The 11,801-nt window shown below is 65.5% G+C and carries 13 protein-coding genes and 1 tRNA gene; 5 read left to right on the top strand and 9 right to left on the bottom strand.

The window, feature by feature from the left end:
• The first annotated feature begins 49 nt into the window (after positions 1-49).
• Entirely contained in the window at positions 50-1,201 is a 1,152-nt protein-coding gene (locus FHW84_RS09225; protein ID WP_243868012.1) for a CHASE2 domain-containing protein, read from the top strand.
• A gap of 4 nt (positions 1,202-1,205) precedes the next feature.
• Here FHW84_RS09225 and FHW84_RS09220 read toward each other — a convergent pair whose 3' ends face one another.
• From FHW84_RS09220 to FHW84_RS09210, 3 genes are all read right to left on the bottom strand, one after another.
• Positions 1,206-1,835 carry a response regulator transcription factor gene (locus FHW84_RS09220; protein ID WP_167254631.1) on the bottom strand — a complete coding sequence of 210 codons (630 nt, stop codon included), beginning with the start codon at positions 1,833-1,835 and terminating at the stop codon, positions 1,206-1,208.
• A 60-nt stretch (positions 1,836-1,895) separates the two neighbouring features.
• Positions 1,896-2,534 carry a response regulator transcription factor gene (locus tag FHW84_RS09215; RefSeq protein ID WP_167254629.1) on the bottom strand — a complete coding sequence of 213 codons (639 nt, stop codon included), beginning with the start codon at positions 2,532-2,534 and terminating at the stop codon, positions 1,896-1,898.
• A 118-nt stretch (positions 2,535-2,652) separates the two neighbouring features.
• Complete coding sequence (locus FHW84_RS09210; RefSeq protein ID WP_167254628.1) at positions 2,653-3,618, bottom strand: histidine kinase dimerization/phospho-acceptor domain-containing protein; 966 nt, start codon at positions 3,616-3,618, stop codon at positions 2,653-2,655.
• A 267-nt stretch (positions 3,619-3,885) separates the two neighbouring features.
• On the opposite strand from FHW84_RS09210, the gene FHW84_RS09205 reads away from it, so the two are divergent.
• The 4 genes from FHW84_RS09205 (at position 3,886) to FHW84_RS09190 (ending at position 6,273) form a co-directional block, all read left to right on the top strand.
• Positions 3,886-3,961: transfer RNA gene (locus tag FHW84_RS09205), tRNA-Thr, on the top strand.
• A 176-nt stretch (positions 3,962-4,137) separates the two neighbouring features.
• A complete protein-coding gene (locus FHW84_RS09200) occupies positions 4,138-5,349 on the top strand; it encodes an integrase arm-type DNA-binding domain-containing protein (protein ID WP_208399708.1) in 1,212 nt (403 codons plus the stop codon).
• Positions 5,350-5,597: 248 nt separating this feature from the next.
• Positions 5,598-5,912 (top strand): DUF4258 domain-containing protein, encoded by a 315-nt coding sequence (locus tag FHW84_RS09195; RefSeq protein ID WP_167254626.1) that lies wholly within the window; start codon positions 5,598-5,600, stop codon positions 5,910-5,912.
• A gap of 4 nt (positions 5,913-5,916) precedes the next feature.
• A complete protein-coding gene (locus FHW84_RS09190) occupies positions 5,917-6,273 on the top strand; it encodes a CopG family antitoxin (RefSeq protein ID WP_167254624.1) in 357 nt (118 codons plus the stop codon).
• A gap of 52 nt (positions 6,274-6,325) precedes the next feature.
• On the opposite strand, the gene FHW84_RS09185 is transcribed toward FHW84_RS09190, so the two are convergent.
• The 6 genes from FHW84_RS09185 to FHW84_RS09160 form a co-directional block, all read right to left on the bottom strand.
• Positions 6,326-6,817, bottom strand: coding sequence for a hypothetical protein (locus FHW84_RS09185; protein ID WP_167254622.1), 492 nt, complete (start codon positions 6,815-6,817; stop codon positions 6,326-6,328).
• 25 nt (positions 6,818-6,842) lie between these two features.
• Positions 6,843-8,648, bottom strand: coding sequence for a sialidase family protein (locus FHW84_RS09180; protein WP_167254620.1), 1,806 nt, complete (start codon positions 8,646-8,648; stop codon positions 6,843-6,845).
• Positions 8,649-8,657: 9 nt separating this feature from the next.
• Positions 8,658-9,551 (bottom strand): hypothetical protein, encoded by an 894-nt coding sequence (locus FHW84_RS09175; RefSeq protein WP_167254618.1) that lies wholly within the window; start codon positions 9,549-9,551, stop codon positions 8,658-8,660.
• Between the two features lie 61 nt (positions 9,552-9,612).
• A complete protein-coding gene (locus FHW84_RS09170) occupies positions 9,613-10,254 on the bottom strand; it encodes a DUF2612 domain-containing protein (RefSeq protein WP_167254615.1) in 642 nt (213 codons plus the stop codon).
• A 1-nt stretch (position 10,255) separates the two neighbouring features.
• A complete protein-coding gene (locus FHW84_RS09165) occupies positions 10,256-11,437 on the bottom strand; it encodes a baseplate J/gp47 family protein (protein ID WP_167254613.1) in 1,182 nt (393 codons plus the stop codon).
• Positions 11,434-11,787: a hypothetical protein gene (locus FHW84_RS09160; protein WP_167254612.1), complete on the bottom strand. Its 354-nt coding sequence runs from the start codon at positions 11,785-11,787 to the stop codon at positions 11,434-11,436. The genes FHW84_RS09165 and FHW84_RS09160 overlap by 4 nt, the downstream gene beginning before the upstream one ends.
• Positions 11,788-11,801 lie beyond the last annotated feature (14 nt).

Here is an 11,801-nt window from a genome sequence, read left to right as displayed (position 1 = left end):
CGATGAGCGAACGCGCCGTCGCCAAGCTGCAGCGGCGGCGCGTCCGCGCATGAAGCGCTTCCATCCGATGGCGCTGCTGGCGCGCGCGCTGGGCTGGATGATCGGCGTGGCGGCGCTCACCCTGGTGCTGGCCAGCGGCCTGCCCATGCGCCTGGACAACGCGTTCTACGACCTGCACATGCGCCACTGGAGCTACGGCCCCGGCGACGCGGTGGCGATCGTCGCGATCGATCCGAAGAGCCTGTCCGCACTCGGCAACTGGCCGTGGCCGCGCGCCACCCACGCCCGCCTGCTCGACCGCCTGAGCGAAGCCGGCGTGCGCGCGGTGGGCATGGACATCACCATGGCCGAGCCGGACCTGCGCCATCCGGAAAACGACCAGGCGCTGGCGCAGGCCATGCGGCGCAACGGCCGCGTGGTGATGCCGGTGTTTCCGGAAGCGGCGGATCTCGGCGGCACGCTCGAAGAAATGCTGCCGCCGCCGCAGATCGCCAGCGCCGCGGCGGCGTTCGGCCACGTGGACGCGGCAAAGGACGAGGACGGCGTGGTGCGCGGTGCGTATCTGCACGCCGGGCTGGGCAGTCCCTACTGGCCCGCGCTGGCGCTCGCGGTGCGCGACTTCGGCCAGGCCTCCGCGGCGCAAGGCCAGCCGCCGAGCCTGCATCGTTCGACGCTGGACAGCGCCTCGCCTTATCAATGGCTGCGCGACGACTACGTCATGCTGCATTTCGCCGGCCCCGCCGGCAGCTTCGACCAGGTGTCCTATGTGGACGTGCTCGAAGGCCGCGTGCCGCCTGCCCTGCTCAAGGACCGCTGGGTGCTGGTCGGCGCCACCGCCGCGGGCCTGGGCGACCTGCTCGACACCTCCGCTTCCGGCGGCAGCGAGCGCATGCCCGGCGTGGAATACCAGGCCAACCTGCTGGAATCGATGCACGACGGCAGCACGCTGGCGCCGCTGAATTTCAGCGGGCAGCTGGCGATCGGCGCGGCGCTGCTGGCGTTTCCGTTCCTGCTGTACGGACTGCCCGGCCTGCGCTCGGTGTGGATAGTCGCGCTGATAGCCCTCGCTGCGTGCTTCCTCGTCAGCGCGGGCCTGCTGCGCGAAGCGCGCTGCTGGTGGCCGCCGACCGGCTGCGCGGTGGTGATCCTGGCCTGCGCCGGCGTGCTGCGGCTGCTGCAGGGTGCGCGGCGGCGCGCCTGAGCTTTCATTCGATGATCCGGTGCTGGCGCGCCAGCTCGATCACCTCGCGGATGTTCGCCAGCCCCAGCTTGTCCATCAGGTTGCGCTTGTGCGCGCTGACGGTCTTGTTGCTGATCGACATGTGCCGTGCGATGTCGATATTGGCCATGCCCAGCGCCAGGCAGCGGAACACCTCGAACTCGCGCCGCCCCAGCTCGTGCAGCGGGCTGCGCGTGCCCTTCGCCGCCAGGCTGGACGCCGCATCCATGATGCCGCGGCTGAAATAGATCTTGCCGCGCACGATCAGCTGCGCCGCGGCGACCACGTCCTCCATCGGCGCGCACTTGTGCACGAAGCCGTCGGCGCCGGCGCGGAACGCGCGCACGCCGCTGACGGTTTCCTCGCTGGCGGAAATCATCAGGATCGCCATCGGCCCGCCGCCCTCGCGCAGGCGGCAGATCACTTCGATGCCGTCCGGCTGGGGAATGTCCAGGTCGATGACCAGCAGGTCCGGCTGCAGCTCCATGGCGACGGAGAGCGCCAGCTGGCCGCTGGTGCATTCGGCCAGCACCTTGAACTCCCCGGTCCGCTCCAGCATGTTGCGGATCGCCCCATTGATCATGGGGTGATCGTCGACGATGACGGCGGTGAACATGCCGCGGCCTCCCTGTGATGAATCGCCATGGCTCGTGCCGCGCATGGCGCCGCGGCGGACTCAGTAGCCCACTTCGGTGGCGTAGGCGTAGATCTCCATGTCCGAGCGCAGGCCCAGCTTCTTCATCGCGTCGGTCTTCTGCTTGCTCACCGTCTTGACGCTGCGGTCCAGCTTGCGCGCGATCTCGGTGACGCTCATGCCGGCGACCAGCAGGCGGATGATTTCGCCCTCGCGATCGGTCAGGCGGTTGATCGAGTGCGCGCCGAAGCGCGACAGCCGGCCTTCGAACGTGGCGCTGACGAAGACGTGGCCCGTGGCCGCAAGCCGCACCGCGGTATGGATCTCGGCCATGGCGGTGGATTTGTCCACGATCGCCTTCACGCCCGCCGTCAGCAGGGCCTGCAGCAAGGCGACGTTGCGCAGCATGGTCAGCACCACGATGGGCAGCTCCGGCCGCAGCTCGCGCAGCCGTTCGATCAGGCGGATGCCGTCCGGCGAGCTGTCGCTGGGCATGATGTAGTCGGTGACCACGGCATCGCATTCGACCCGGCTGAGCAGGGACAGCAATTCCACCGGACAGGACGCCTCGCCGACGACGGATATGTCGCTGCCGCCGAGCACGGCCATGACGCCTTTGCGAATGATCGGGTGATCGTCGGCCAGAATGATCCGGATGTTCGCGTCGTTCGTGGTGTTCACTTAAGAAATCTCCTTGGCTTCGTAGCGCCTGGATGGCGGACATGCCGGGACTTGCCACGGCGGGTCCGCTGATGCTATGTCCCGGAAAACTCGCGCTGGGAAGTCCTGCGCGCAGCGTTCAATGTTCTAATGCGGCACCCGATGCATTTCCATGCGATGTATCCGAAATCGCATTCGTATTATTTGCAGCTGCGGAAGCTTCCTCGCTGCTTGCACGCAGCGCATCGATAAAGCCAGCCAGATAATCGTGCAGGGCCTTGGCGTGCCCGAGCACCTCTTCCGCGTCCCGGCCAGGCTCGACGGCGCCGGCCAGCACGGACAGCCGCTGCGCGCCGAAGAACGAACCCATGCCGCACAGGTAATGCGCCACTTCGCGCAACCGCTGCAGATCGCGCCCGTCGAGATGCAGCAGCAGGCGCTGCTCCTCGTTGCACATCAGCCGCAGGTAATCGTCCATGGCCGCCGCATCCTCGCCGAACACGTCGAGCAGGCGCCGCACGACCCGCTGCGCGTCTTCGCGGGTCGACGCATCGGGTTCCGGCCGCCCGGACAGGTCCGCCTCTGCCGAGGACGGTCCGTGGCGCGCGTCATTCATGAAGGAACAGCCGCCGCGCGGTGCGGCACCGGCGCCCAGCCAGACCAGCGCAAGCAGGCTCTCGATGCGTTGCTGCAAGGTTCGCGAAGCGTGTTCGGCGCCTTCGACCAGCGAGCGCTGGCGCGGCGTGAGCTCGGAATAGCCGAGCAGTTCGAGCGTACCGATGATGCCGGTGAGCGGCGTGCGCACATCGTGGCTGATCGTCGCGAGCATGGCCTGGTCCACCGGTGCCGCAGGCGTTGCGCTGCCGCTGCGCGCCGGCGCCAGGCGGCGGCGGAGCAGCAGCCATGCCGCCGCGACCGCGCCGAGCAGCACCACGCCCACGGCGGCGTGGAGAAACCAGTGCTCCGGCGTCTGAATCGACGCCCGCGCCTGATCCGACACTTGCTCGCCGAATCGTCCTAACCAGTCCCTGGCGACTCCCGCCCATATCTCGGTACTTGTGAGACGCATTGCCAGACTTCCTCCTGCTGCCGGGGACGCTTCCATCCCGCAAAGCCGCGTGGATCACCGCGGATCAGACGCTTGCCCGCATGCCCCCTTGTGGTCGTCCGTATCGGACTCCCCACTACCGCTGCGCCTACATGTGGCCTGAATCGGCTGCAGGCATTCTGGAACGGACGGCGGTGCTTAAGGCATTGGGAGTAGTCCGAAAAATCAGGCGCAGAACGCAAGCCCATGAATCGCCCGGCAAAACAGCCGCCACCCTCGCCGCTTGCGCCCCCATCGGCCGTTACGTAGAATTCGCGGCTCGCTGCCGGAATAGCTCAGTTGGTAGAGCGGCGCATTCGTAATGCGTAGGTCGTAGGTTCGATTCCTATTTCCGGCACCATCAGTACCGCCGCAGGCCACCGCAAGGTGCCGCCGAAGGCCCGAAACCCCGCATCACTGCGGGGTTTTTTGTGCCTGACCCATCCGCCTTGTGCCTGACCCAGCCGTCTCAACCGGTGAGTACGATTGTGAGTACAGTGCGGCCACCGCGGCTTCCGCACCCTGCCGTACTCACACATGGCCCTCCTCACCGACGCGCGCCTGCGCTCCCTCAAGCCTCGTCCCAAGGTCTATCGCGTCGCCGATGCCGGCGGCCTCTGCATGGAGGTTCGCCCTACCGGGGCGAAGCTCTGGCGCTACCGGTACCGCGCCGGCGCGAAGGCGAACATGATCGGCCTGGGCGAGTACCCGGCCATGTCGCTGCAGGAAGCGCGGCGGGAGCGAGACCGGCAGCGCGACCTGCTCAGCGCCGGGGCAGACCCGTCGACGCACCGGAAGCTGGCCAAGGCGCGGGAGGCGGCGGAGAAGGACAACCGCTTCGAGGCTGTGGCGCAGGAATGGCTGGCCAAGCAGGGGCACTGGAGCGAGGCGACAATGGAGAAGTCCGTGGCCATGCTCAAGACCTGGGCCTACCCGTGGATCGGGCACCGCCCGCTGCGCGCCATCACCACGGCCGACATGCTGGCCCTGATCCAGCGGCCCGAGGCGCAGGACAAGATTGAGACCGCCCAGCGGCTGAAGCAGCGGTGCGGCCAGATCTTCCGCTACGCCATTCCGACCGGCCGGTGCGACCGCGATCCCACCGCGGACCTGCGCGGCGTGCTGAAGACGGTGCGCGTGCGCCACCACGCCAGCGTGACCGACCGCGCCAAGGTGGGCGGCCTGCTCCGCGCGATCGAGGGGCATGGGGGCACCTTCGTGGTGCTGTGCGCGCTGCGTCTCTCCGCGCTGACCTTCGTCCGGCCAGGAGAACTGCGGCACTGGGAATGGGCGGAGATCAACGCCGATGGTACGGAGTGGCGCATCCCGGCGCCCAAGATGAAGATGCGCACCCCGCACATCGTGCCGCTGTCGCGCCAGGCGCAGGCCGTCATCGAGGAGCTGCGGCCGCTCACCGGCGACGGCCGGTACCTGTTCCCGAGCGCCCGCGGCGCCGGCCGGCCGATGTCGGAGACCGCGATCAATGCTGCGCTGCGCACGCTCGGCTACAGCAACACCGTCATGACCGCCCATGGCTTCCGCAGCATGGCCAGCACCCTGCTCAACGAGGAAGGGTGGAATCGGGACTGGATCGAACGCCAGCTCGCGCATGCCGAGCGCGACAAGATCCGGGGCGCCTACAACTACGCGGAGTACCTGCCGGACCGGCGGCGGATGATGCAGGCCTGGGCGGACCTGCTCGACCAGCTGCGCGCCGGCGGCAAGGTCGTGGCGATCCGGGCGGCTTAGCGGCTAGCGCCGCGCTGCGGCGTCCCATGGATGGGGTCGTCAGCCGGCCGGCTGATTCCGTTCAGAAATGGTCGAGGTACTTGAACTGCGTCACCATGCCGCACTTTATGGCCCAAAAGACCTATTGAACTGGAGCCGTCCTGGTGTCAAATAGGCCCCAGGAATAGCGTATATACATTTAAAGCTTTTGGTATTGATGCCGAAACAGGATGTATATACAGTAGTCGTCTAGCAAGGAGGCAGCGGACATGGGCTTTAACTTTTCTTCGCATGTGATCACGAAGTTGCAAGACGACCATGACGTAACGCAGAAAGAAGTCATGGAATGCTTCGCGAACGGCGAAGCGATCTACTTCCTTGATCCCAATGAAGACCACCAGACGGATCCCCCTACCTTCTGGTTCATGGCGCCCACGAACCGAAACCGAATGCTGAAAGTGTGCTTCATCCGTCGCGGCGATGACGTCGATATCAAGACGGCCTTTGAACCCACCAGCGACAAGCATTTGGACACGTACCGCCAGCAAGCCGGACTGCCGAGCTGCTGGCCCAACGAGGAGTAAGACAATGAGCAGCAAGAAGATCCCGGGAACTGCGGAGAACTGGGAGAACGGCACGCTTGGCCTGGATGCCAGCAGTGCCGTGCGCGTCGACGAAAGCGAGACGCAGGCGATCGAAAAAGCGACCGGCCTGAACATGCAATTGATCTCGATGCGGATGCCGGCGGACCTGATCAATGTGCTCAAGGAGATCGCCAAGTATCGCGGCATCGGTTATCAGCCGATGATCCGTGACCTGCTGCAGCGCTGGGCGGTGGGCGAAATCTCGACGATCCTGGAAGAGCGCTCCCGCGAAGCCAAAAAGAAGGCCGCCGAGATGGACAACAATGAGCCGCTCGCTGGCGACCTGCGCAAAAGCGCCTGAATAACCCGCCCACAGAATTACGAAGCCCGCTCCGGCGGGCTTTTTTTATGCGCTATTGAGGCCGGTGCGCACGCCGATTGGCGACCTGGACCGGATCGTCCGGCGGCTGGCCGCGCCGCGGCAGCGGAACCTGGTGCAGGCTGGCCCCATGGTGGAACTGGCTGGGCGATCCAGGCAGGTCGACTCCAAGGCGCGCTGCTAGCGCCTCGACGCGAGAGCTCCAGTAGGCGCCGTGGCAGACGTGTTCAACGACCCGGATGGCCAGCGCGCGGTCGATCTCGCCAGGGGCCTCGATCATGGCCAGGAGGTGCGCCTGGGCAAGCATGACGGAGCCGATTACACCGCTGATCGCCGTATTCGGAGCTGCAGCGTCAAGCCACGATGATGGCGGCGATAGGTCGGAGACGGTCCAGTGCGCGGCGGCGGCCGCGGTGACGTGGCCGCCAGGCGATCGGCGCGCAGAGTTGGCCAGCTTATGGAGGCGCAGCAGCAGCCTGGAAAGGCTGGACACGACGGCGATCAGGGTGGCGCGGGCTTCATCCATGGCCCCAGGCTACGCCGGGGCGGTCTCACCGACTGGGAGCGCTGGTGATGTAGATCGAGCAGTTCAGGTTCGTGCCGTCGCCGGTGTCATACCATGCCACCAGGACATTCTCGGTGTTCGGGATGAGGACCGGGAAGGCATAGCCGAACTCCGAATCCGTCACCGACGTGACCGTCGTGTCGAACGACTTCTTGGCGCACGCGAGGATATTCCGCGGCGGGCTCTGCGAGGTGACACCGTCCCAGCCGACATAGGGAATCTGGAAGAAGGCGTCAAGGTCCACGACCGAGTAGCAGACTCGATTCGTCGACGTACGGGCCGCGAAGACCACGCCGACCTTCTTGGCGCTGATCTTCACGGCGTAGCAGGGGCACGCCAGGCTGATCGAGTCGCTGGTATAGAGCTGGCCGCCGAAGTATGCCCAAGTAGCGCCACCATCGGCCGACTTGTAGTAGCGGAATCGAGCATAGTCCGGCGTGGCGCCATCGTCGCGAAGGATGAGGATCACGCGACTGCTGTCCAGCGCGATCAGGTTCGGCTCATTGAACACCGCCGACTGGCTCAAGTTGTAGATGTAACCCTGCGCCGTCCAGGTCACACCGCCATCCGTGCTCTTGAGCAGGTAACACTTGTTGGCCTGGTAGAAGGTCATCAACCAGCCCAGCGAGGTGACCTGTGGCCGGCCGAACGGGCACCAGTCGACGCTGGCCGGCAGCGTGCTCACCAGAGACGTTGGAGACGACCAGGTTGCGCCGTTGTCCGTACTGGACACGAAGAAGACGTCGACGTTGGCATTGGACGTCACATTGTAGACGCGGCCGAAGACGACGATCCGCCCGCTCGTGGCATCGACGCCCACACCAGGGTTCCGCGTGTCGTATGTGCCCTGGTTGTAGATGGTGAACTCGGCTCCCCAGGTCGCTCCATTGTCGGTACTGATCTTGCCGACGATCAGGCCGCCATTGTTCTGATGCGCCGAGCCCTTGCGGTAGACGCAGAGCAGGTTGCCGTTGGCCATGTAGACCAGGTTGGGCTCGGACTTGTACTGCAGCGTGGCACCGGATCCGGAAGCCACAGTCGTCAGTGGAAGAGACATCGGCGCGGCGGCCGCGGCAACAGCCCAGGTGCCATCCTCACGCAGGAAACGCGTAGTGCCAGCGGTCGCTCCGGGGTCTGGCACAGCGCCTGCCGCATGGGAAGAGCCGGAGGGTCCGAAGACCGGCAGATCGGCGGCCACCAGCGCGCGAAACGACGGAGCGCCCGCACTACCCGATGCCGGACCGGCGAACACACGATTGGCCGACTGATTGACCCAGGCCAGGGTGATGGTGCCGGCGTTGGTGATCGGCGAGCCCGTCACGTTGAACTGCGCCGGCGCGCTGATGGCAACCGAGGTCACCGTACCAGCACCAGCGCCCGATACGACCACCCAGCCCCCATTCCGGCGACCATAGACGTTGCCGTCCGACGGAGCGTCGGAGATGAAGGGCGGCTTGTTCAGCAGGTCATTGTAGGAGCCGCTGAACGCCACCGTCGCCAGGCTGCTCACCTGCGCGGCGCCGTCAGCCTTGGCGCCCTGCGCCGCAGTCGCGAATGCTGCCGAGTTCTGGAACGCCGCCGAGCCGAGCGCCGGCCGGTTGATCAGGCTGTTGTAATCGCCGGTCGACGCCACCGGAGCCAGATTCGAGATCTGGACGAACAGATACTGCGTGCGGTTGAGCAGCGCCTGAGCCTGCGCGTTCATAGGCGCACCGGTACCACCCAGCGCAACGGTCGTCGTCTCAAGCTGGACGACGTTGTCGAAAGTGGCCGACGGAGTGAGATTGGACATGCGATTCCCCTATCGGCCGATGGCGATCCAGTAGAAGTTGATGAAAGTCGGCCCGGACTGATGCACGGCCACGCCCGTGGTCGTGGGAACATCCACCGCAAAGGTGTAGCCCGTGGGGATGATTCCGCCGTTGACCGGCGTGAGCGTCACGACCGGTGGCGATGTGAAGCCGCTTCCCGCCGGGAAGGTCAGCATCGTCGTGCTTCCGGTCTGCAGAAGCGCTCCGCGAGCGATGATCGTTCCGTCGGGAAACTTCGTCGTCGATCCATTCGAATCGGCAACCGTCGTGAACTGCGATCGCGTGACCACCGGAGATCCGGCGACGCTCAAATTTTGGGCCGTGGTCGCGCCTGTGAGGTTGGCGTTGTTGATGGGCGCCAGGAGGTTCAGCGTGGCCTGAAGGCCTGCGGTCTTGGCGATTGTCAGCGCGCCATCCGCGATCGACGTGGGCAGACTGATATTTCCCGATCCATCGAAGGACACCGCACCGCTGACGGTACCAGTCAGCGTCAGCGTGATCGGCGCCGCCCACTTAGACGAGCTCGCCGCATTGCCGGTGGTGCTCAGCTTTCCGTTGAGCGCCGTGGTCAGGCCGACCACATCGGAAATCTGGATCACTCGTCCGGCAGCCACGTTGAGGATGGCCTGCGCGAAGTTGGTCTCGATCGTCGCTATGGTGCCGTCGTCGACAACGTTGGCCGCCGCGTGATCGACGATGAACTGGCCTATCATGCTGGACATGATCGAGGTCTGGCGTAGCGTCTTGTTCACCGCCAGCGACGATGCCGTGCCAGTGACATAGCCCGTCTGCCGATCGGTGTTCGATGGGTCGGCATACGCCGACTGCGTCAGCACGTTCGCGCCGGATGCAGCGGCGAAGGTCAGGAAATCATTCGTTGCCATGGTCTGCCCAAAAAGAAAGGCGCCACCAGGGCGCCTTGAGTGTCAACAGGGATGTCGTGTCCTACCGATAGCCGTCCAGCGTCTCCGAGCCGTCCAGAGCAAACGAACCGTCGAGCAACAGGGTGTAGATGTTGTATTCGTAGTTCACCAGCACGCCGCAGGGGCGCACGGGGATGTAGCCGCCATCGATCAGCGCCTTCGAGAGCGCGGAGAGCTGGCCGCCGGCCAGGCTGATCGTCATGGTCATGTCCTGGTTGTCCGTCAGCGTCGGCGTCAGTCCCTCCGGCGCGAAGATGCCGTTGAGGATGGCGACCGAGTCCTCATTGGAGCCGTCCCAGTGGTTGGCGCCGATCTTGGCCCGGATCAACAGACGGTAGGAGTGATCGTCCAGCAGCGTGATCCCCGTGGCGGGATCGCTGGCCCTCTTCCACACACCCTGATCCCATCCCACGCCCAGCGTGTCCCAGGCGAAGTAGACGTTGCCGATCGGCACCCGGATGGCGCGCGACAGGCCTGCCCACAGCCCGACAGCATCCAGCTGTACACCAGAGGCTTGGTCAAGGTCGAAAGCCTTGACCATGTCCGATGTGGCATTGAACTGGTTGACGAAGCATCCAGCGACCAGGCCCAGCGTCGCCATGAACTTCGACTTGTCCGCGTGCTGCGGGGTGACCAGTGCCAGGTAATCGCTCACCTCGGCCATATCAGGTCACCGTCAGCACGATGGCCGAGGGAACGCAGGTCGCCGCCTGGTTGAAGGTAAGCGGGACGTCCGGGGTGCCGGCGCCGCCAGAGCCGGAGATGACAAAGCTGGAAATCTTGAAGGTGCCCGCTTGCGGAATGCTCTTGGCCGCAGTAATGCACTGGTCCCACTCCACCGCCGCCGCTTCGCCGCCACCGATCGGCACGCTGTTGACGTAGTCCGCCACGGCTTGCTGGATCGCAGCACCGATGTCCGAGGAATAACCGGGAAGCGCCTTCAGCGTGACCGCCGCGGTGATCGCCTGGTTGGTCGGCCGGTAGAAGTTGATGGTGATGGCGCCGCCGTACGGGTCGGTGACCACCTGGGGGGTCGTGCCGTAGGTGCCCGTGCCCGGCGTCTTCTTCAGGGCGATCTGCTGGGCAATCGCCGCCACGTCGCCGCCCTCCACCACCAGGCTGATGCTGTGTGCCGGAATGCCATTGGCGTCCGTCGTCCCGGTGGGGTTCTCGAAGGCGGCGTAGCGGGTGACGTTGGGCAGCGTGGCGATGGCGCCGACGATGCCGTCCAGGATCGACTGCGAAGGCAGCGCAGTGGACACCGCTTGCCGCGACCGGAGGGCGGCGTCGTTCTCCACGGGAACGCCAGGAGAGGCCGCGGTGGGGTTGGTGGCGGCCTGCCAGCCCAGCGTCGGGGTGGCGATCTGATTGACCGTATTGGTCGCCGCCGTGACCGCGCCCAGGGTCTGGCAGGTCGCGGTCACCGTGATGGTGCCACCCGAAGGGATGGTCACCGTCGCCGGCAGGCTCCAGCGGTTCTTGGCGATGTCCGTGACGACGCCGTTGGTGATCGTCGTCCCCGCCTGGCCGGTGAGTGTCAGGTCCACCGTGGAGAACGAGGCGACGTCCCGAGCGATGCCGTTGATCTTCACGTTGCTGCTGAGCGCGTCGCCGATCGCCGTGGCAGGGCTGAAGCTTCGATAGACCTGCGCCGTCACCGAATTCACGTCAAAGATGGCCTGGGCGATGATCGCTAGAAACTGGCCATCCTGCGAATCCGCTCCCAAGTAGACGTCGCTTCCGTAGATGCCTCGGTAGCCGGTCTGCAGGAAATCCAGGATGTCCGCCAGGCTCGGGGCGCTGAAGCCTGCGTCGCTGATCGTGGGGGCAACGGTCGTAATGGTCACAGAGTAGCCTGCACGGTCGCGGCTCCGAATGCGGTGTTGATCACCGCGCTGACGGAAAGGGTTCGAGACGAAGGGTCGAGAGTGCTGCTGTAGGAGTCGATCGAATCAACGCCAGGCGTAGAGACGATGCGATCCTTGATGATCGAGTCGTACAGGTTCGAGGTGTACTTTCCAAGGACGCCGCTCTGCCAATCGGTGCCTTCGGTGATGTCTAGAAACCATTGGCCAGTCCACAGCGCCAGCCGCGTCTCGACGGCCTGGGCCACCGCCTCAGGCTGGTCGACATAGAAATCAGCTTGGCTATGGCCGAAGGTGTAGTCACCGTTGGCGTCAAGCTTGCGATAGCGCATGGAGTCGTCCAATA

Origin of the sequence: Dyella sp. SG562 (genome assembly GCF_011759495.1) — a bacterium.
GTDB lineage: Bacteria > Pseudomonadota > Gammaproteobacteria > Xanthomonadales > Rhodanobacteraceae > Dyella_D > Dyella_D marensis.
The sequence above is the reverse complement of the archived record's forward strand: the minus strand, read 5'-3'. Positions and strand labels throughout refer to the sequence as shown.